The sequence below is a fragment of the Aeromicrobium sp. P5_D10 genome (assembly GCF_054049535.1).
In genome coordinates, this window is the sequence record NZ_JBFUME010000015.1 from 1 (window position 1) to 21,085 (window position 21,085).

Genomic DNA, 21,085 nt, shown 5'->3' on the forward strand with positions numbered 1-21,085 from the left:
CGACGTCGCTGCCTCGACTTGGGCACGCTCGACCTCACGTGCGGCGATCCGGTCGAGGATCACCTGCGCCGGGTCGATTTCTGAGGCCATACATCGAACCTAGAAGACGCCTCCGACACCCGGTTTTGGCTGCAGCGCGGTTGTCCACAAGTGCGGGTTCCGGGCCGTGAACGAGACCGAGCCTGACGCCCTAACCCCTAAAAATCAGGGGACGAGGCGCCAGGCTCAGCGGGGTGGTGCAGGTGCTACTTGGTGACCTTGACGGTGCCGACGTACTTGGAGGAGACCGAGTTGTAACCCGTTCCCGCCGAGTACTTGACGTAGATCTTCCAAGTGCCCTTCTTCTTCAGCTTCTTGACGCTGAGCGACCCGACGCCGTTCTTGAGTGTGCCGACTGACGTCTTGACGGTCTTCTGGCCGCTCTTCTTGAAGTAGACCGTGACCTTGCCGGTGGGCTTGATCTTGGACGACTTGGCCTTGACCGTGACGGTGATCTTGCCCGACTTCTTGGTCGTGGGCTTCTTGGTGACCTTGTCGGAGATCGAGACGCCGTCCTTGGCGATGGTCAGAGTCTTGGACGCCGTCGCACCGGCATAGTTGCCGTTTCCGGAGTACGTGTAGACGACTGTCGACGTGCCGGGCTTCAGTGACTTCGACAGTGTGAGCGTCGCAGCGCCGGCTGCGCCGACCGCGCCGCTGCCGATCGTCGTGCCGCCGATCTTGGCCGTGACGGTTCCGGTCGCAGCGGTGCCGCCAGCGACACCCGTGACCTTCAGCCGCGCGGTGGCGCCGACGCCGTACTTCGTGGACGACGCAACGCTGGTCACAGCCACGTTCGAGGCAGCCTTGGAGACCGTGAGGCCCTTGCTGGTCTCGGCAGCCTTGTAGTTGTCATCGCCGGAGTAGGCGTACGTGATGCTCGATGAGCCGGCCGCAATCGTGCCGGGCAGCGTGATCGTGGCGAGGCCGTCGGTGCCGACAGCCGCCGACGCGAGCGTCGTAGCACCGATCTTGGCGGTCACGGTGCCGGTCGGATCGGGCGCACCAGCTGCCCCGTCGACTGTGACCTTGGCGGTGTTGGACGTTCCGTGGACCGAGCTTTCGGGAGCCTCGGTGACCTCGACGCTCGCCGTGTGCTTCGCGAAGGCGATCGGCGTGTAGGTCTCGTACGCACCCATGACGGCGCCGCTACCCGGGTAGGTGTAGATGCCGTAGTTCGTCAGAGCAGGGTTGGTCACGGTGGCGTCGAGTGCCGCCTTGTCGATCTTGAGGCTCGTCGAGAACGTGCCCTCGGGCGTCAGTTCGACGGCGCCCGCGGGGGCTCCCCCGACCGTGGCGATGCTGGCCGCGGGCACTGCCCACTTCAGGCCGTTGTTGGCGGCTGTAGCTGTCTTGCGGGTATCGGACGCAGCGAGGGCGGACGGACGCCACACAGGAGCGAACTTGCCGAAAACGACATATGAACCAGCGTTCTGGCCAGCCAACGGCGGGCGAGTGCCCTTGGCGAGATCGGGGTTGAAGTTCTGTCCCGACACCGTGATCGTCGTGGTTCCGTCAAGGTTTGCCTCGGCGGTGTCGACAGTCACCTCAGGTCGCGCGCCGACGCTGTATCCGTCGACCGTGATCGGGCTTGCCGGCTTGGCGGCGTCACGTGAGCCGCCAGAGCTGTACCAGTAGGAGGACTGGCCGGTCAGGATCTGGAAGTCCACGAACGACTGGGGGAATGAGCCCCACTTGGCGCCAGTCGTGTTCTGGGGCGTCCCGGCGGAGACCGTGACGGTCTTGCCGAGGTACTCAGGCGTGACGGTGAACCCATCGGCGTCCAGGTCGACGTTCGTGAGCGTTGCGAGCGTCACCGGCGTGTTGGGGATCGTCGTCCACACGCTGGTGTCGTCGGGGTTGGCGCCGTAGCCGCTGAGGGTCGCGGTGAGCGTGCCATTGCCGGTGGCGTCGACCACGAGACGCGGGTTGGTCGCGCTCCAGTAGGTCAGGCCGCCGTAGAAGGCCGAGGTGAAGGAACCGGTCCAGTTGATCGTCCCGGCACCCGTGGCCGGATCGAAGCTGCCGCTGCCTGCTGCGAGACGGACGCGGTTCTTGGACAGCGATGTCACCGAGCCGGCCGAGACGTTAGCGCCCGCAGGCGTCTGGCACTTAGTCGCCCAGGTCGGTTGGGAGTACACATCTGATGTGTCGGGCTTTTCGACCGTGACATTGCCGTCGACGGTCTTGTAGAAGTTGTCACCTTCGGTCCAGGCACGGCTCGAGCCGGTGTTGCCGGCCTTGCCCGCGGACAGGAAGTTGCAGGATCCGTTGAATGCGCCGCCACCCTGCTCGTCGTTGAGGCTCCACGTGAGGTTCGCGTTCGTGATGGGCGCTTCGCCGACCGTCGTGACGCTGACCGGGTCGGCCTGGGCCGGGGCGGACGCCAGTGCGGTGACGCCGCCGGTGGCCAGCACCGCGGCGATCGCGGTGGCAAGCCCTCGGCGGGCTCGAATATTGATGGACATATCTACCTTTCAGATGGTGCCGGTGTACCGGCGTGCGGGAGAGATCGTGCAAGTGAGGGAAGGCATTCCTTATTTACTTGAATTGAGGCCGTGGAGTATCACGCGGCGACCGGTGCCATGATCAGCTCGCTCGGCGCAGCGCGGTGTAGGCGAACGGGCTGGCCGCAATCAGCAGCGTCGCGCCGAGGAGGATCCCGCCGAGGATCCAGATGCCGCTCGTGCTGGACGGCGGTGGCACCGGCTGAACGCCGGTGACGGTCGACACGGGCCGGAACTGGGTCGTGAAGCCCGTGCCCTGCAGCACCTCACTGGCCGGCAACGGGGGGGTGAGCGCAGGTAGGGCAGGGGTGTTGTTCGGTATGGGTGGCGGGTTATTGGCCGCGGGTGGAGCCTTCGGCGCGTCGTTGTTGATCGGGGGAGTCTTGCCACCCTTGGTGGACGGCGGGGTGACTTTGACCGGCGCACCTGCGGCATAGCTGACCGTGACCGGCAGGGCGATCTTGTGAGCGTCGGCCGCACCCCCGCTGGAGTACCAGTACGACGCAGTCCCCGACGCGGTCTGGTAGTTGATGAACGACTGCGGGAACGAACCCCAATAGGCGCCGTCGCGGATTTGAGTCGTCTGATCGTCCGGTACCGAGACAGCGACCTTGCGGTATGCCGGTGAGGTGCTGAAACCCTTGTCCGAACCGAGGTCGACCTTGGGCAGAGTGGCCAGCACGACATTCTCGACCGGCGCCACGGCCTCCCACTTGTCGAGGTCCTCCATCGAGGAGCCGTAGCCGCTGAGCGTCGCGGTCAGCTTGCCGACCCCTTTGGTGACGGTGAGTTTGGGATCGGTGATGTAGAAGAAGCTGTAGCCCGAGTAGTAGATGACCGTGAAGGAACCGGTCCACTGGATCGAGGCCGTACGTTTCGTGCGGTCGACGGTGCCTTTGCCGCCGGACAGCACGATCTCGTGATTGCTGAACCCGTTGTTACCGGTCATGGTGACGTCGGACGAGTTGGTCCTGACCCCGGCGAACGTCGCCGGCTTCCAGGCCTTCTTCACGTACTTCTGGAGCGCGACATTGCCGTCCTTGGCACGCCAATCGGCGGGCTTGCCGTTGGTCCAGGTGGCACCTTGGTCCTTGGGGTTGATCTGCTTGTTGCCTGCTTCGGGGTTGCCGATCTTTCCGGCCGAGAGGAAATTGAACGTGCCGGGCGCGAATGCCTTGTTATTGGACTCGTTGTTGATTCCCCACCGCAGTTGCGCGTCGTCGACGMCGCGAGTCGTGACGGGAAGCGTGGGCGTCGGCTGCGGAGTCGTGGGTTCGGGAGTGGTCGGGCTGATGCTGGGGGAGGGCGTGATCGGGCCGGTCTCGTCGCCGTCGGCGGCCAGGGCGACCGAGGCCGAACCCATGAGCAGTAGGGATGTCACGAGCGCCGCGATCGCGGTGTGGAACTTAGAGCGCATGGGCTGCTCCCTCAGGACGCGAGCGACGGATCGTCCGGAACCGCAGCGCCGCGAACGTCGCGGCGGTTAGGAGGGCCAGGATCGCCAGGGCGAGGAATGCGTACGGCGCCCAGTTGGGCAGCCCACCTTCGTCGTCGGACTGTGCCGTGACAACCGTCTCGGCCGCGATCGGGAAGTTCACGGCGGGCTTGGCGCCCGAGGCCGCACCCATGAGCCGCAGGACGTGCGTTCCGGCCTGGGTGGCCTCCGGCAACTGGAGGACCCCGGCGATCTCGCCCGACGGGCCGGCGGTCAGAGGCCCGACGGCCGCGCGGCCGTCGTCGAGGGTCGCGACGACCTGTTCACCGGGCAGGAAACCCTTTCCGGTGAACGACAGCACCCTGCCGACAACTGCGGTTCCTCGGTCGACGGTGGCTACCGCTTTGGCCGGGTCGACAGATTTGGCGGTGGGCACCTGCGCGACAGGGGCAGACGTGCCACCTGTCGTGGGCGCGGCCGGCGACTCCTGCGTGGTCGGAGCCTGCTTGAGGGAACCGAACGACACCGGGGTGAACGTCTCGTTCCTGGCGTTCTTGACCCCATGCGCGCCGACCGTGATGATGCCGCAGGTGCTTTTCAGGCAATCGACCTCGATAACCTTGCCGGCACGGTTGACGGTGTTGAACGTCGCGCCGGGCACCGTGATCTGAGCAGACCAGGAGCCGTCGGCTTTGATCGTGCCGCCATTGGCCGCGGCGGCGGTGTCGCTGCCCGGGAAGGCGACGAAGCGCTGGAAGCCTTGGTTGTTCTTGCTCTCGCTGTCGGGCACATAGCGGTAGTTGGTACCGACCTGGCCGCCCTTGCTGGGCTGCCAAGCACCGCTGACGGTGCCGAAGAAGACGTAGATCCCGCCGTGACCGCCCTTGATCGACTGGAATCCCGATCCGCTGAGCTTGAGCGTCGTGGCGTATTTCGGATCGGCCTTGGACGAGCCCTGGTCATTGCTGACGCTGACCCGCGCGGCTGCTTGAGCGGGCGCGGGGATGAGTACGGCGCTCGCGGCGAGCGCGGCGATCGTCAGGAGCGTGCGGGTGCGCATGAGGCCTCCTGGGTTGTGATGGGCGCAGTGTGGGCGATCAGGCGGGGCAGGACGACAAGTCGTCCGTCGTGGGTGATGACGTCCACGGGGTGCTGGTAGACCTCCGCGACGAGATCGGGAGTCAGTACCTCTTCGGGCGTTCCATTGGCCCGGAGACGCCCATCGGCCAGGACGCAGATCCGGTCGGCATGCGCTGCGGCGACCGTCAGATCATGCAGCACCGCAACGACAGCGTGGCCGGCCCGTGCGAGCCTTCGCGCCTCGGAAAGGACCTGCTCGGAATGGCGGATATCGAGTGCGGCGGTCGGCTCGTCGAGCAGCACCAGATTGGTCTGCTGGGCCAGGACCCGGGCGAATGACGTGCGCGCCTTCTCACCGCCCGACAGGGTCGGGAACGTCCGGCCCGCCAGGGGCGTGACGTCGGTGTGGGCCATCGACTCGGCGACGATGATGTCGTCGAGTTCCTCCTCGGGCAGACGGGCCCATGGCGAGCGGCCCATGCGTACGACGTCGACGACTCGGAAGCCGAAGGCGAGCTGCTGCTCCTGTGGCAGTACCGCGCGATGCCGGGCCAGCTCGGCGGCCTTCCAGCGGTGCACCGGGACGCCGTCGAGGGTGGCTTCGCCGGCAGACGGGGTGATATCGCCGGCCATGACACTCAGCAAGGTGGTCTTGCCGGCGCCATTGGGTCCGACGAGGGCCACGAGTTCGCCCGGCGAGACCTGCATCGACACATCGTCGAGGATGCGCTTGTCGCCGATCGTGGAGCTGACGCCGGTCAGTGTGAGGGGTCGGCTCATGCCCATCCTCCCGCGGTCTTGCGGGTGCGGCGCAGCAGCCAGAAGAAGAAGGGGCCGCCGACCAGGGAGGTCAGCATGCCGATCGGCAGGTCTGCGCCGGTCATCGCGGTGCGGGCGATGAGATCGGCGCCGAGCAGGAGCAGGGCGCCGGCCAGGGCGCTGGCAGGCACGAGTACGCGGTGCCCGGGGCCGACGATCATACGGATCAGGTGGGGGACGACGAGTCCGACGAACGCGATGATTCCGGCGAACGCCACGGCCGCGGCGGTCAGCAGCGCGACGAGCACGATCGCACCCAGCCGGAGCCGTTCGACATCGATGCCGACGTGACGAGCGGCGCGATCGCCCAGCGACAGCACGTCGAGCTTTCGGGCGAGCACCATCGCGCCGATCAGGCCGACCACGACGAGCGGTGCCACGATCCCGACATGCTCCCAGCGCGAGCCGTTGAGACTGCCGAGCTGCCAGAACACGATCTGTTCGCGGGCTGCGGTGTCACCGAGGAAGATCATCAGGGCCAGTCCGGCGCTGGCCACCGCGTTGACCGCGATGCCGGTCAGAACCAGGGTCACGACTTCGGTGCGACCGTCGGAGCGGGACAGGAAATAGACCGCGAGGGTCGTGATGAGACCGCCCACGAAGGCGAACACCGCGACGGTCCAGCTGCCCATGAACGAGAACTGGAAGACGATGACCACTGCGGCCGCGAATGCGGCACCGGTCGAGACGCCGACGACACTCGGCTCGGCGAGCGGATTGCCGAAGATGCCCTGCATCAGAGCGCCTGCCGTCGCGAGCGCCGCACCGACCAGCAACGCCAGCGCAATTCGCGGGAAGCGGACCTTCCACAGTGTGTTGTCGCCCTGGGGGTGAGCCGGCATCGTGCCGATGTCGAGCCCGAGTCGGTGCATGATCGAACCGAAGACCTCGTTGGCCGGTACCCCGAGCTGGCCGCGACCTGCGGCGTAGAGCGTGAGCAGGACGATCGCCACGGCCAGGACCGCGAACAGCGCCGTCGCACGACCTGTGCGGCGGCGCGGGAGCGCGCTGGTGATGGCGTCGTCAGGCCGGCTCCGTTGCCGGGGCACCGTTGTGGTCACTTCAGGGCATCCGGCGCATAGGTCGCGACGGCGAGGGAGTTGAGGATCTCTGCGGTGCGAGGGCCGAAGCTCAAGATGCCGTTATCGCGCATATCGACGATGCGCCGGTTCTGGCCGGCGGGGGTCTGGGCGATGGCGGGCAGCCGTTCCAGCAGGCCGTCGACGCCGCCGACAGAGGACAGCCCGTCGGACATCATCAAGATGAGATCGGGCTGGGCGGCGATGATGCCTTCGTCGTTGACCGGCTTCATGCCCTTCCATTTGATCTCGCTGCTGACGTCGTAGGCGCCCAGGGCATCGATCAGGCCGTCGGCTCCCGATCCCTCGCCGAACATGTAGTAGACCCCGGCCTGGCCGCGCACGTACAAGAAGACGGTACGCAGCTTGTCCTGCACGGTCTTGGGGGCGATCGCTTCGATCTTCGCCTCGACCGCGTCGGCGGAGGCCACGATCTTCTTCGCGAGGGCCTTGCCCTCGGCCGGGACACCCAGCGCGTCGGCGATCTCTTGGGTCAGGGTGCCGACGTTGTCGAGGCTACGGCTCGAATCGACGACCACGACGGGGATTCCGGCATCGCGCATCTGCAAGATCGCATCCCATGGACCCAGCGACGTGTCGGTCAAGATGACCGTCGGATCGAGTTCGAGAATCGCCTCGGCGTTGAGATCGTGTCCGTTGCTCGTGACGAGGGGGAGCTCCTTGGCTTCGCGGAACTGGGTCGAGATGTCGCGGCCGACGACGCTGTCGCCGAGGCCCAGCTCGAAGACCGTCTGCGAGATCGTGCCGTAGATGTCGAGGGCCAGGATCCGGCTCGTGTCGGTGACCGTGACCTTGGTGTCCTGGCTGTCGGTGATCGTGACGGGGAGCTTGGGTGTCGGGTTCTCGGCGATGGGGGAGATCGCGGTGTCGGGCAGCGGTGCGTGCGCTTCGCCCACGTGGACCTTGGGGTCGGCGAGTGTTTCGACCTTGGAGATGTCGGGAGCGGCGGTGTCGCCGTCGTCTGTGCCGTGGCCTCCGGCCTTACCGCCACAGCCCGCCAGGACGACCGAGGACGCGAGCAGGAATGCGATTGCGCGAGCGGTGGATCGCGAAATGGGGCGTGACACAAGAAATCCTTCGGTCGCTGCAGTGATTTCAGCGATTGAGACCCCCGACTCATTCGCCCAAGTAAGGCTATCATTACTTAGGATCACCTTCTACACTGGCGCTACTTGCTGACCATCTGTCATCATGTTCTGACGAAGTGTCATAAACTGACGGTCAACGCCTCGACCAGCCTGGAGAATCACATGACGATCACTCACCCGCCGACGGAACTGTCGCCCGCAGAACTCTCGCTGTCCGCTCTGCTGCGCACGGGTTCGCAGTCCGAGCACACCCAGGCGGAGAACGTCGGCTTCATGACCGAGCTCATGCAGGGCCGGGTCAACGAGGACGGCTACGCGCACTACCTCGCCTCGCTGCGTCCGGTGTATGCCGCGATCGAGAGTGTCTCGCAGCAGATGGCCGACGACGAGGTCGCCGGCGTGCTGGTCGATCCCGCGCTCGCGCGCCTGGCCGCGATCGACGCCGACATCCAGCACTGGACCCGTGGCGCGGGCCTGACGGTGCAAAGCGACGCCGTCGACGCCTACGTCGCCCGTGTCGAGGCTTCGGCCCAATGGGGCGGGCTCTACGCGGCCCATCACTACACCCGTTACCTCGGCGATCTGTCCGGTGGCCTCGCGATCGGCCGCATCCTCTCGCGTCACTTCGAGCTCGACGGCAAGGGCCTGGCGTTCTACGACTTCCCCGAGATCCCCAAGCCCAAGCTCTACAAGGACGACTACCGGGCCAAGCTCGACGGCCTTCCGGTCGATGAGGCCGGCCGCGCTCGCATGCTCGCCGAGGTCAAGACGATCTTCGGCCTCAACACCGCGATCTTCGACGAACTGACCGGCCAGCTCAGCTCATTTGCCCGGTGAGACAATGAGGGCGTGACTCATGTGACGATCGTCGGCGGCGGACCTGGTGGATACGAGGCGGCCCTGGTCGCCTCCCGATTGGGTGCGGAGGTCACGCTCGTCGAGCGCGACGGCATCGGCGGATCGACGGTGTTGACCGACTGCGTGCCCAGCAAGACCCTCATTGCCACCTCGGATCTGTTGACCGATGTCAGCGGTGCCGCCGAGCTGGGCGTACAGGTGCCGGCCTCGGTCCAGGCCGACCTGGCGATCGTCGATGCCCGTGTGCTGCGTCTGGCGCAGGCGCAGTCCGACGACATCGCTTCGCGACTCGCTGCCAGCGACGTCACGATGATCCGCGGCACGGCCACGATCGAGAGTCCCACGGTTGTGCTGGTGGAGACCGGCGACGGCGAGCAGCGCATCGACACGGATGCGATCTTGGTGGCGACCGGAGCCCATCCGCGGGTCAGTCCCGATGCGTTGCCGGACGGTGAGCGCATCCTGACCTGGGAACAGGTCTATGGATTGCAAGAACTACCTGATCACATGATCGTCGTCGGCTCGGGCGTGACTGGTGCCGAGTTCGCCAGCGCGTATAACGGGCTCGGTGCGGCGGTGACGCTCGTGTCGAGCCGTGACCGGGTACTGCCCGGTGAGGACCTCGATGCTGCCAATGTCATCGAGGACGTTTTCACCCGGCGGGGTATGACCGTCATGGGCAATTCCCGCATGGCCTCGGTCGAGCGGACCGCAGACGGCGTCCTCGTCACCTTGACCGACGGTCGCACCGTCGAGGGTTCGCACTGCCTCCTGGCGCTTGGCTCGATCCCCAACACGACCGATCTCGGACTCGAACGGGTGGGCGTCGTGGTCGACGATGGCGGATTCATCAAGGTCGACCGGGTCTCGCGCACGAGCGTGCGCGGGATCTATGCGGCAGGCGACTGCACCGGCGTCCTGATGCTCGCCTCAGTCGCCGCGCAGCAAGGCCGGATCGCGATGTCGCACCTGTTGGGTGATGCGGTGCATCCGCTCGACCTCGGAAAGGTCTCGAGCAATGTCTTCACCTCGCCCGAGATCGCGACGGTCGGGCTTTCGCAGAAGCAGGTCGACGAGGGCGACCTGCAGGTCGATGTCGCGATGTTGCCACTTGCGAGCAACGCCCGCGCCAAGATGCAGGGCGTGCACGACGGCTTCGTCAAGATCTTCGCGCGCCGCGGCGTCGGGGTCGTCATCGGCGGGGTTGTCGTCGGTCCGCGTGCCAGCGAGCTGATCCATGTCCTGTCGCTTGCGGTCTCGGTGCCGCTCACAGTCGACCAGCTCGCCGATGCGTTCACGGTGTATCCCTCGATGTCAGGATCGGTCGCCGAGGCGGCCCGCCGGCTCCATGCCCATGAGTAAGTTGCCTGCAACCGCAGTAATGACAGCCGTGTAGTTCGACTCGAAACGATTTTTCGTTCGCATTCTGGTGAAAAATGTGGGCATAATCGGGGCCTACGTCCTTAGTCCCATCAGTCACACCAGTCACAGGAATGGACTTCCCCATGCTTTCCTGGCGAATGGCTCGACGCATGTCGGGCTCCACTGTTGCCGCAGCAGTGACCCTTGCCCTGCTCGTTCCCGTCCCCGCTCACGCCGACGGCACCGTGGCGACCGCCGGGGCGCCGGGCGCGGTGTCTGCCGCGCCTCCGCCGGTCGACATCAAGACGACCGACGTGCCTGCGGTGGCCCCGGCCCCCGAGACGTCCCCCCACAGGGTCGTGGCGCGGCTCGACCAGACCGAGACCTCCCCGTTCCGCATGATCGGTGTGACGTGGGCGCCCAACAGTGCGGCCTCTGACGTCACGGTCGAGGTCCGCACCCGTACCGACGGCACCTGGTCCGGCTGGACACCGCTCGAAGTCGACAGCGATGAATCAACCGGCAATCCGGGCACGGAGGGTTGGTGGGTCGGCAAGGCTGACGGTGTCGCTGCCCGCGTCACCAGCGCGAAGGGCACGCCCAAGGACGTCAAGATCACGACGATCGACACAGGCGACGCCGCCGAGGCGGAGGCCGCAACGCCTGCGTCGTGGTCCGGCCCGGTCGATGGTGTCGCCGACGCGGTGCAGACCGCCGCTGAGGGCTCCCCGGCCTACACGCCGAAACCCTCGATCATGACCCGTGGAAGCTGGGGCGCAGCCAAGGGGACAAGCTGCGACTCGCCTATCTCGGGGGACCGCACGCGCGGTGTCATTGTCCACCACACAGCGGGCTCCAACTCGTACTCCAAGGCCGACTCCAAGGCCATAGTTCGCTCGACGCAGGCGTATCACATGAAGGCCCGCAAGTGGTGCGACATCGGGTACAACTTCCTGGTCGACAAGTACGGTCAGATTTTTGAAGGACGCGCCGGCGGCGTCGATCGAGCCGTCCGTGCGGCGCATTCGGGCAACCTCGCGGTCAACACGTACACCATGGGTGTGTCGATGATGGGCAACTACGACGTGACCCGTCCGTCGGCAGCGCTCAAGGATGCGATGGTCAAGCTGATCGGTTGGCGTCTCGGCACCAACTACCTGCCGGCCAAGGGCACGTACAGCCTGGGTGGCAAGACGCTGAACATGATCGCGGGACATCGCAATGTCATCAGCACGGCCTGCCCCGGCAAGTACGGCTATGCCTGGCTGTCGGAGAAGGGCGGTCTGCGAGATCGTGCCGCGAACTACATCGCGAAGTACTCGACACCGGTCAAGACCCGGTGGAAGGCACTCGGCTCCGCCAAGACGGGGGCGATCTTCATCGGCGAGTCCAAGTCATCGACGGGTAGTCGACTGTGGACAAAATCGATGGAGCTGCTATCCGAAGGAAATAGCACGGCGCGAATCGTGTCGGGCACGTTCCTGACCGAGTACAACCGGATGGGTTCGCGGACCGGCGCCCTGGGCTACCCGCGCAGCGATGCTGCGGCCGTGACCGGCGCAACCCGCCAAATCTTCAAAAAGGGCCGGATCTATCTGCCCAAGGGCAAGTCGAAGGCCTACAGCATGACCGGCGCGATCAGCACGATGTACGTCGCATTGGGCGAGACCGGAGGAGCTCTGGGCGTCCCGACCTCCTCGACGTCGACCAAGTCGGGTGTCTCGAAGGTGACGTTCGCCAAGGGATACATCACCCAGTCGGGCAGCAAGACGACGGCCTACGACACGCGTGGCAAGGTCATCAAGGGCAGCAGCGCGCCGTCGGCCAAGCCGGCCAATGTCACGGGTCTCACGATCTCGGCGGGCACTCATTCGGTCCGGCTCAGCTGGAAGCCGGTCAGTGGTGCGACCGGTTACAACGTATGTCTGCTGACGAGCCGTACTGCGACGTCATGCGCCAAGTCAGCCAACCCGGGCACCGCGACCACGACCTTGGTCCCGAGCCTCACGACGCGTAGCGGAACCGATTACTACGTCAAACTGCGTGCCCTGAAGGGCAGCGTCGCAGGCAATTGGTCCGCGCTGGCTGGGTTCAACTTGAAGGCCTCAACCTCGGTGGAGTCCAAAACGGTGCCGAGCTCGGGGACGCTGACGTTGAAGGGTCGCGGCTACGGCCACGGCATCGGCATGAGCCAGTACGGCGCACAGGGCGCGGCCAAGAAGGGCGTCAAGTACGACAAGATTCTGGCCACGTACTACCCGGGCACCAAGCTCTCGACGAAGTCAGGCTCGATCCGGGTCCTGCTTTCGCAGGACACGACTGATTCGGTCGATATCGCAGCAGCGAGTGGGCTGTACTTCCGTGACGTCCGGGCCGGCAAGAGGTCGGCACTGCCCACGACGGTCAACGGGGCCAAGGTGACTCGTTGGCGCATCCTGCAGTTGTCGAGCAATAAGGCCAAGTCGACGCTGCAGTACCGCACGTCCGACGTCTGGAAAAGCTACAAGAGCACGCACTGGACCGGCGACGGCCAGTTCGAGGGTCCCTCGGCGATAGGGCTGATCATGCCGAACGGCTCGACCGTGCGCTATCGCGGTGCGCTGCGATCCGCGCCGACGTCCGCCGGATCGACAGCGCGTAACACGGTCAACGTGCTGACGATCGAGGACTACCTGCGGGGTGTTGTCGGCGCCGAGATGCCCTCAGGGTGGTCGGCCGAAGCGCTCAAAGCTCAAGCGGTCGCCGCTCGTACCTACGGCGCGCGCAGCCTGACATCCAGCCGCTACTACGACATCTGTGACACGACCGCGTGCCAGGTGTACGGCGGCGTCGCGCGGGAGACCGCATCGATCAATGCTGCGATCACCGCGACGAAGGGCAAGATCCTGACCTATGGCGGCTCGCCGGCTCTGGCTCAATTCTCGTCGTCGTCGGGCGGCTACACCGCAGTCGGCTCCGAGCCGTACCTCAAGGCTGTGGCCGATCCATATGACGACTGGTCGGGCAATCCCAACCGCAGCTGGTCCGCGACGGTCAAGGCCTCGACGGTCCAGAAGGCCTATCCGGCGATCGGGACCCTGAAGCAGCTCAAGATCACCAAACGCGCGGGTGGCGGCACGTACGGCGGCCGGGTCGCGTCGATCAGTCTGGTCGGGTCGAAGAAGACCGTCGCGATCACCGGCACGGACGCTCGCTGGGCGTTCGGGCTCAAGTCGAACTGGTTCGCGTTCTAGACTGACAGCTATGCCTGCTCTTCCCCCTGCGGTTGCCAAGTCCATCGCGATCTCGGCGGCCGCCAATGCGGGGTCACTAGCCATCGCGGCCTGGATCTTCGATCACTTCGACATCCGGTTCGGCTGGTTCGTCGTCGCCGTGGCGCTTTTCACGGCGCTTACGGTTCTGCTGCGCGGCATCGTCGTGCGCACAGTCGATCGGTTCGCCCGCGGGTACACGATCCTGGGCGGCTTGGTGCTGACTCTGCTCGGCCTGGTCATTACCGAGTTGGCAGTGCCTGAGAGTGGTTTCTACATCGACGGCTGGGGCACCTGGATCGGTGTCACGCTGATCGTGTGGGCCGCTGGGGTGGCGTACGGGGAAGTCGACACCAAACCCCCGGCCAAGCTCCGCTAGAGCTTCGGGAGCAGATCCGGATCGAGCGATCCGTAGCCCGTGGACGCCCACGGCTCGGCCGACTCGTCGGCGTCGACGTAGTGGACCACGGTGTCGCCGACCGGTAAGTCGAGGAAGTCCGGCTCCTTGCGCTTCGAGACGAGGCGACGGCAGCTCTGACAGCTCGGTACGTCACGAGAGCCTGCAGCCGTCCGCCAGGTGACCTTCGTCGTCGCCTCGCCGTGCAGCGGATTGAAGAAGCAGGACGGACGCGGCTGCCATGTGGTGCCCTTGATCGCGTGTTCGAGCGCGTCATGGCCCCGCTCGGCCAGGACGAGGGCGCCGATCGAATCTGCAGCCGACTTGGTGCGGTCGAGCACCCGGTTGGCGGTCTCGTAGTGGTCGAGCGCCGCGGTCCAGGCATCCTTGTCGGCATCGGCGTCGATCTGCAGTGCATTGATCCTGGTGCCCAGGCGCGCGGTCTCGACCTCGGCGCGGTGCCGCCAGGCATCGGTTTGGGCCGTCGAGATCCTCCGCAGTGCCCGCCCCTTGACCGCGACCTCGCCGCGCGCGACCGAGCGCCTGCGGCCGAGCAGGACAGCGGCGACCAGAACCGCCAGGACGCCGAGGCCGACCCCCACGACGGGGAGGCTGACGCCGGACGACGAATCGTCTGGCTGAGTGGGCGGAGGCTGGGTGGATTCTCGATTGAGCTGGTCGTACTCCTTGCGAGCGGTGCCCTTCGCGATCAGCTCGGTGGTCTTGGCCAGTTGCAGCCCCAGGTCGGTCGGGTACAGGTCGCGTGCGACGTAGTTGGCCAGGTTGTTGGCGTTGTCGACCTTGACGCCGTACGTCGTCGACTCGATGTCCCAGCGATCGTTGTACGACTTGAGCGTGACGTACCAGATCCCGTCCTCGGGGAGCTGACGATGCACCAGCGTGATCAACTGGACGGGGGACAGATCGCTCTTGCGGCTCAGCGGGACGGCGATGACGTGTATCGGCGTCGGCGAGGACTCGATCGACGCGGAGATGGCCGCGATCTGGTCGGCCGTGAACTCACCGGCCAACGAGGGGTCGACGTACAGCGGCGAACTGCCGAGTCCGTCGACGATCGCCGCGATGTCGGGCTTGAACGGGACTTCGTCCATCAACGCCTCCTCGTCCGCGCGCGAACTATGAACCAGATCGGCGTGAGCACGAGCGCCAGCCCGAGACCGGCGCCGGTGCCCATCAGCGCCCCGGCGCCGATCGCCCCAGCCGTCCCGCCCCAGTAGTCACTATGGGTGAGGCTCTGTGAGGAGTAGTCGCGGTCGTCGCCGGCGGCGATAGTGGCCGAGAGCTTGGCCGCCAGCGCTGCGGGCGTGCGTTCTTCGTCCTCGTCGAAGTTCTCGGACGAGACGTAGTCGCCCTCGATCCCCACGTCGTGGTCCCAGATGTTGTCGCCTTCGACCACGATGTAGCGACCCGGTTGATCGAGCTCGCTGGCAATCTGGGTCATGGGGTCCAGGAAGCCGCGATAGCCGCCGTCGCTCGTGTCGGCCCAGACGATGACGTACGTCGCGGGACGGGTGGCGGCGGCCTCTCGTTCGATCCGGGCGCGGTCCTGCTCGGTCAGCAGATGCTCGGAGTCGGGAGCGACGTACAGGTGGGACTCGCGCAGACCCTCCACGGCAGCCATGACCCGGTCTCCCGGTCCCTGGCGCGGCTCCAGCGCCTGACTGGCCCTGTTCCAGCCCAGGAGCGCGGCCAGGGCGGTGGCAGTGAGCGTCAGAGTCAGCCCGATGATGAGTTTCATCGGCGCACGCTTCGGTCGGCGATGACCTGCCGGGCCAGATCGTCGACCAGGGCGCCGAATCCGGTGCGGGCCCACACCGTGCGGGTGTCGAGGTAGGAGCGTTCACCACGCCACGTCGAGGCGGTCAGGAACTCTCCCTGCTCGTTTCCACACCTGCGGCATACCGGCGCATCGATCGAGGATCCGGCGAGCCGGACGGTCGTGCCGGCCTCGCCGTGCTCGGGATTGATCATGCAGGGGACGAAGGGCGCGAGTGAGGAGCGGGAGATGCGATCGAGTTCGCGATCGGCCTGTCGGGCCAGGACCCAGGCACCGATCTGGTCGAGCCCGTCACCCGTCGCCGCCACCAGGTCGGCGGCGGTCAGCGCTTCTTCCGCAGCGGTGGCGTGGGGCGAACCAAGCTGGGCGGCCGGTAGCTTGTCGTATCGAGCCTGTGCCCGAGGAAGTTCCTCGGCGTCGAACTGACTGGGCGGACCGGCGACCTCTTCCTTCGGATCGCGGCGGGTGCGCAACGGAGCCTTGATCGACAGCCACACGAGGGTGAGGCAGCCGAGCAGGACCGCGACCCCGGCCCCCGTCGCGTACACCCAGCGCTTGGCCAACAGATCGGCCAGGGAGTCATCGCTGTCGGGCTGGAATGCGCGCGGGCTGTCGAGCCAGCCGCGCAATGTGGAGTCGCTGATCTCTTGGCCGGGATCAGCTGCCGAGCGGAGCACGAGCTCGGCCTGCAGGGCCGCCGTCGGCACGTTGTACTCGTACGGGCCCATATCGCGGGCACGGGTGTAGGCCCGCTGGCCGGGGTTGAAATCGAGGTCCTTGGCCGCCCCGTAGCCGGCGATGTGACTTGGTCCGTCATTGAACTTGACGATGTAGAGACCGTCCCCGAGCGCCTGCTGCAGAACTGCCGTGGCCTGCTCGGCCGGACGTTCCGCACCGGACAGCTCGTCGGGTGTGCTCGACAATACGACGTAGACCGGTACGTCGACCTTCGCCGCCAGGTCGGTGAGCAGATCGTGGACGCCGTCGGCATCGCCGGTGCCCATCGCGGTGTGCACCATGATGGGGTCCTGGCGCAGCCCGGCCACGATGTCCTCGAGCGTTCGGGGATACGGACTGCTCGCGGCGTTCGCGGCCGTGCCGAAGAGCAGGAACAGGCAGACGGCCAGACCAGCGGTCAGACGTCTGCTCATGTTCCCCCTCCGTGAGCCGTGTGGGCTATTCGGCTGCTGCGATGTCCTTGATCTCGGCGACAACCTCGCCGCTGCCGACCGGTCCGCCTACCGTCACAGTCAGACCCGTGATGATGCCGGCCTTGTGGGCGTTGATGGGCTGTTCCATCTTCATGGCCTCGACGACGATGACCTGATCGCCTGCGGCGACCTCCTGGCCCTCTTCGACGGCCACCTTGACGACGGTGCCCTGCATCGGCGCGACGAGGGAGTCGCCGCTTGCGGCCGCACCCGTGCCCTTACCGGCCTTGCGCTTGGACTTCTTGGAGCCGCCTGTCGCTGCAGCCGATGCGCCGAGTCCGCCGGGCAGCACGATCTCGACGCGCTTGCCGCCGACCTCGACCGTGACCCGCTCGCGCTCGGACGGCTCGGCGTCCTCGCTGACGCCTGCGTACGGCTCGAGGTTATTGACGTAGTCGGTCTCGATCCAGGTCGTGTAGACCGTGAAGTTTCCGCCAGACCCGTCCGAGTTGGTGGCGGTGTACGCCGGATCGTCGACCACCGAGCGGTGGAAGGGGATGACGGTCGGCATGCCGTCGACGATGAACTCGTCGAGGGCGCGACGCGAGCGGGCCAGGGCCTGCTCACGGCTCGTGCCGGTGACGATGAGCTTGGCGATGAGGGAGTCGAACGATCCGGGGATCGTCTCGCCCTCTTCATAGCCGCCGTCGAGACGGATGCCGGGGCCCGACGGGGGAGCCCACTTGGTCAGGGTGCCGGGAGCCGGGAGGAAGCCACGACCGCCGTCCTCGGCGTTGATTCGGAACTCGATCGAGTGACCGCGGACCTCGGGGTCGCCGTAGCCGAGCTCTTCGCCGGCCGCGATGCGGAACATCTCGCGGACCAGATCGATACCGGTGACCTCTTCGGACACACAGTGTTCGACCTGCAGGCGGGTGTTGACCTCCAGGAAGCTGATCGTGCCATCGGCGGCGACCAGGAACTCACAGGTTCCGGCGCCGACGTAGCCGGCCTCTTTGAGAATCGCCTTGGACGACTCGTAGAGGCGGTCGACCTGGTCGTCGGTCAGGAACGGGGCAGGCGCCTCTTCGACGAGCTTCTGGTGGCGGCGCTGCAGCGAGCAGTCGCGGGTCGAGACGACCACGACATTGCCGTGGCTGTCGGCGAGGCACTGGGTCTCGACGTGGCGAGGCTTGTCGAGGAACTTCTCGACCAGGCACTCGCCGCGACCGAAGGCACTGACGGCCTCGCGGACGGCGGACTCGTAGGCCTCGGGGATCTCTTCGATCGTGCGGGCGACCTTGAGGCCACGACCGCCACCGCCGAAGACGGCCTTGATGGCAACCGGAAGGCCATGCTCTTTGGCGAAGCCGATGATCTCATCGGCGTCCTGGACAGCGTCCTTGAGGCCCGGTGCCAGCGGAGCGCCCGCCGCGAGGGCGATCTGCTTGGCCTTGGCCTTGTCGCCGAGGGCTTCGATCGCGTGCGGCGGGGGGCCGATCCAGATCAGTCCGGCATCGATGACGGCCTGGGCGAACTCGGCGTTCTCGGCCAGGAAGCCGTAGCCGGGGTGCACACTGTCTGCGCCCGAACGCTTGGCGATGTCGAGGATCTTGGGGATCGACAGGTACGACTCGGCGGGGGTCGAGCCCTCCAACGAGTAGGCCTCGTCGGCGAGGCGGACGAAGAGTGCATCGCGATCGGGCTCGGCGTAGAGCGCGACGCTGCCGATGCCTGCGTCCTTGCAGGCTCGGATGACACGGACGGCGATCTCACCGCGGTTGGCGATCAGGACTTTTGTCAGGGGTTTACTCACTGAATTTGCTCTCCTCGATGCGACGCAGCTGCCTGCGGCAGTCTAGGGCCTCTCGACAGGATGGGAGGTATGAGGTTGGTTACCCTGGTGCAATTGCCGAGCCAGGTTAATGGTTGTTAACATGCGGGTATGTCATTTGCCCTATCGCCCGAGCACGAGTCATTCCGTCGCAGCGTCCGCGAGTTCGCCGAAGCCGAAGTCGCGCCCCACGTCGCCCAATGGGACCGCGATCATCACTTCCCGGTCGATCTGGTCCACAAGATGGGCGATCTCGGACTGTTCGGCCTGACCGCGCCCGAGGAGTTCGGTGGCGCGGGAGGTGACTTCACGAGCCTGTGCGTAGCGATCGAGGAACTCGGACGCATCGACCAATCGATCGGCATCACGTTGGAGGCCGGGGTCGGCCTCGGCATCACGCCGATCCTCGAGTACGGCACGCAGGCGCAGAAGGAGCAATGGCTTCCCGACCTCGTGGCCGGACGTTCGCTCGCCGGCTTCGGTCTGACCGAGCCGGGGGCCGGCTCGGACGCCAGCGCGACCAAGACGACCGCACGGGTCGACGGCGACGACTGGATCGTCAACGGCTCCAAACAGTTCATCACCAACTCGGGCAGCGCGATCACCTCATTGGTCACGGTGACCGCCCGTACCGGCACCCGCGACAACGGCTCACCCGAGATCTCGGCGATCATGCTGCCCGCCGGGACGCCCGGATTCGTGGCCGAGGCCCCGTACGAGAAGCTCGGCTGGCACATCTCGGACACGCACCCGCTGTCATTCACCGACGTCCGGGTCCCGCAGGACCATCTGCTCGGCGAGCGCGGACGCGGCTATGCGCAGTTCCTCGCGACGCTCGACGACGGACGCATCGCGATCGCGGCGCTCGCCGTCGGCTGTGTCCAGGCCTGCCTCGACTTGTCGGTGCAGTACGCGGGGGAGCGGACGACATTCGGCGTCCCGATCGGTACCAAACAGGGCGTCGCGTTCCAGATCTCCGATCTCGCGGTGATGGCCGCGGCCGGACGGGCGCTGACGTACCAGGCGGCGGCGCTCAAGGACGCCGGCGCACCGGCCAAGGACGTCAAGCAGGCGGCCTCGATCGCCAAGCTCTACACGTCAGAGGCAGCTGTTACCGCGACGCGGATCGCGACCCAGGTGTTCGGCGGCTACGGCTTCATGGAGGAGTACCCGGTCGCCCGGTTCTACCGTGACGCCAAGATCCTCGAGATCGGTGAGGGCACATCCGAGATCCAGCGCATGCTCATCGCGCGAGGTCTCGGCCTGCCGGTTGAGTAACGGTGGCAGGATCGTCAGGTGAGACTTCATGACGTGGACGACCGCGGATTCGCCAGCGACAACTACGCGGGCACCCACCCGGAGGTGCTTGCCGCACTGGCCGAGGCCAATGGCGGTCATCAGGTCGCCTACGGCGAGGATGCCTACACCGAACGTCTGACCGAGGTGATGCGCGGTCATTTCGGACGGCAGGCTGAGATCTTCCCGGTCTTCAACGGAACCGGTGCGAACGTCACAGCGCTGACCAGCCTGCTTCCGAGGTGGGGAGCGGTCGTCACAGCCGAAACGGCCCACATCCATAACGACGAGAACGGTGCTCCCGAGCGCATCGGCGGGCTCAAGCTGCTGACCGTCGACACGCCGGACGGCAAGCTCACCCCCGAGCTCATCGATCGCCAGGCCTGGGGCTGGGGCAATGAGCACCGCGCCCAGCCATTGGTCGTGAGCATCACCCAGAGCACTGAACTGGGCACGCTGTACTCAGTCGACGAGATCCGTGCGATAGCCGATCACGTGCATGCCAGGGAGATGACACTCCACCTCGACGGCGCCCGGATCGCCAATGCCGCAGCGGCGCTGGGGGTGCCCATGGGTGACTTCACGGTCGACGCCGGGGTCGACATCCTCAGTTTGGGCGGCACCAAGAACGGCGCGCTGTACGGAGAAGCGGTCGTCGTCCTCACACCCGCCGCTGCGACGGGGCTGGTCTATCTGCGCAAGCTCAACATGCAGCTCGCCTCGAAGATGCGGTTCTTGAGCGCGCAATTGATCGCGCTGTTCGAGGACGATCTGTACCTGCGCTCGGCAGGCCACGCCAATGCGATGGCGGCCCGTCTACGGGGATCCCTCGACAAGCTGATCTCGACCGGACGGGTCTGCGGACTCAGCTTCAGCCAGCCGACCCAGGTCAATGCCGTGTTCGCGATCCTCGCCAACGACGCGGCCGACCGGATCCGCGAGAAGGTCCGCTTCTACGACTGGGACCGGGCGGCCGGCGAGGTGCGCTGGATGACGGCGTTCGACACGACCCAGGCCGATGTGGACGCTTTCGTCGACGTGATCGGTCAGGAGCTCACGCCGTAGCCGGG

The 21,085-nt window shown here is 66.3% G+C and carries 16 protein-coding genes; 6 read left to right on the forward strand and 10 right to left on the reverse strand.

Translation table 11 applies throughout. The annotated features are described in order from the left end of the window. Positions 1-245 precede the first annotated feature (245 nt). The 6 genes from ACXJKC_RS21020 to ACXJKC_RS21045 form a co-directional block, all read right to left on the reverse strand. Positions 246-2,507 carry an Ig-like domain repeat protein gene (locus ACXJKC_RS21020; RefSeq protein ID WP_456698709.1) on the reverse strand — a complete coding sequence of 754 codons (2,262 nt, stop codon included), beginning with the start codon at positions 2,505-2,507 and terminating at the stop codon, positions 246-248. 121 nt (positions 2,508-2,628) lie between these two features. Beyond that, a complete protein-coding gene (locus tag ACXJKC_RS21025) occupies positions 2,629-3,963 on the reverse strand; it encodes a hypothetical protein (protein ID WP_456698710.1) in 1,335 nt (444 codons plus the stop codon). After that, positions 3,953-5,041, reverse strand: coding sequence for a hypothetical protein (locus tag ACXJKC_RS21030; RefSeq protein ID WP_456698711.1), 1,089 nt, complete (start codon positions 5,039-5,041; stop codon positions 3,953-3,955). The genes ACXJKC_RS21025 and ACXJKC_RS21030 overlap by 11 nt, the downstream gene beginning before the upstream one ends. Beyond that, positions 5,020-5,841 carry a heme ABC transporter ATP-binding protein gene (locus tag ACXJKC_RS21035; RefSeq protein ID WP_456698712.1) on the reverse strand — a complete coding sequence of 274 codons (822 nt, stop codon included), beginning with the start codon at positions 5,839-5,841 and terminating at the stop codon, positions 5,020-5,022. Before ACXJKC_RS21035 ends, ACXJKC_RS21030 begins: the two co-directional genes overlap by 22 nt. Further along, positions 5,838-6,941 (reverse strand): FecCD family ABC transporter permease, encoded by a 1,104-nt coding sequence (locus ACXJKC_RS21040; protein WP_456698713.1) that lies wholly within the window; start codon positions 6,939-6,941, stop codon positions 5,838-5,840. The genes ACXJKC_RS21035 and ACXJKC_RS21040 overlap by 4 nt, the downstream gene beginning before the upstream one ends. After that, positions 6,938-8,047, reverse strand: a complete 1,110-nt coding sequence (locus tag ACXJKC_RS21045; RefSeq protein WP_456698714.1) for a heme/hemin ABC transporter substrate-binding protein — start codon at positions 8,045-8,047, stop codon at positions 6,938-6,940. The genes ACXJKC_RS21040 and ACXJKC_RS21045 overlap by 4 nt, the downstream gene beginning before the upstream one ends. A 183-nt stretch (positions 8,048-8,230) precedes the next feature. Here ACXJKC_RS21045 and ACXJKC_RS21050 point away from each other — a divergent pair, with 183 nt between their 5' ends. The 4 genes from ACXJKC_RS21050 to ACXJKC_RS21065 all read left to right on the forward strand — a co-directional run bounded on the left by ACXJKC_RS21050 (position 8,231) and on the right by ACXJKC_RS21065 (position 13,918). After that, positions 8,231-8,905: a biliverdin-producing heme oxygenase gene (locus tag ACXJKC_RS21050; protein ID WP_456698715.1), complete on the forward strand. Its 675-nt coding sequence runs from the start codon at positions 8,231-8,233 to the stop codon at positions 8,903-8,905. Between the two features lie 12 nt (positions 8,906-8,917). Beyond that, on the forward strand, positions 8,918-10,288 hold the full coding sequence (locus tag ACXJKC_RS21055; protein WP_456698716.1) for an NAD(P)H-quinone dehydrogenase: 1,371 nt from the start codon (positions 8,918-8,920) through the stop codon (positions 10,286-10,288). Positions 10,289-10,431: 143 nt separating this feature from the next. Then, positions 10,432-13,521, forward strand: a complete 3,090-nt coding sequence (locus ACXJKC_RS21060) for a SpoIID/LytB domain-containing protein (RefSeq protein WP_456698717.1) — start codon at positions 10,432-10,434, stop codon at positions 13,519-13,521. A gap of 10 nt (positions 13,522-13,531) precedes the next feature. Continuing rightward, positions 13,532-13,918 (forward strand): hypothetical protein, encoded by a 387-nt coding sequence (locus ACXJKC_RS21065; protein WP_456698718.1) that lies wholly within the window; start codon positions 13,532-13,534, stop codon positions 13,916-13,918. Here ACXJKC_RS21065 and ACXJKC_RS21070 read toward each other — a convergent pair. Genes ACXJKC_RS21070 through ACXJKC_RS21085 form a run of 4 tightly spaced genes read right to left on the reverse strand, consistent with a single transcriptional unit; the run spans position 13,915 to position 18,701 of the window. Then, a complete protein-coding gene (locus ACXJKC_RS21070) occupies positions 13,915-15,048 on the reverse strand; it encodes a hypothetical protein (protein WP_456698719.1) in 1,134 nt (377 codons plus the stop codon). The genes ACXJKC_RS21065 and ACXJKC_RS21070 overlap by 4 nt on opposite strands. Further along, positions 15,048-15,695: a hypothetical protein gene (locus ACXJKC_RS21075; RefSeq protein WP_456698720.1), complete on the reverse strand. Its 648-nt coding sequence runs from the start codon at positions 15,693-15,695 to the stop codon at positions 15,048-15,050. Before ACXJKC_RS21075 ends, ACXJKC_RS21070 begins: the two co-directional genes overlap by 1 nt. Continuing rightward, positions 15,692-16,885 carry a hypothetical protein gene (locus ACXJKC_RS21080; RefSeq protein ID WP_456698721.1) on the reverse strand — a complete coding sequence of 398 codons (1,194 nt, stop codon included), beginning with the start codon at positions 16,883-16,885 and terminating at the stop codon, positions 15,692-15,694. Before ACXJKC_RS21080 ends, ACXJKC_RS21075 begins: the two co-directional genes overlap by 4 nt. A 25-nt stretch (positions 16,886-16,910) precedes the next feature. Then, complete coding sequence (locus ACXJKC_RS21085) at positions 16,911-18,701, reverse strand: acetyl/propionyl/methylcrotonyl-CoA carboxylase subunit alpha (RefSeq protein WP_456698722.1); 1,791 nt, start codon at positions 18,699-18,701, stop codon at positions 16,911-16,913. Positions 18,702-18,830: 129 nt separating this feature from the next. On the opposite strand from ACXJKC_RS21085, the gene ACXJKC_RS21090 reads away from it, so the two are divergent. Together ACXJKC_RS21090 and ACXJKC_RS21095 are read left to right on the forward strand one after the other, a co-directional pair. Beyond that, positions 18,831-19,997: an acyl-CoA dehydrogenase family protein gene (locus ACXJKC_RS21090; RefSeq protein WP_456698723.1), complete on the forward strand. Its 1,167-nt coding sequence runs from the start codon at positions 18,831-18,833 to the stop codon at positions 19,995-19,997. An 18-nt stretch (positions 19,998-20,015) separates the two neighbouring features. Further along, a complete protein-coding gene (locus ACXJKC_RS21095) occupies positions 20,016-21,080 on the forward strand; it encodes a threonine aldolase family protein (protein ID WP_456698724.1) in 1,065 nt (354 codons plus the stop codon). Positions 21,081-21,085 lie beyond the last annotated feature (5 nt).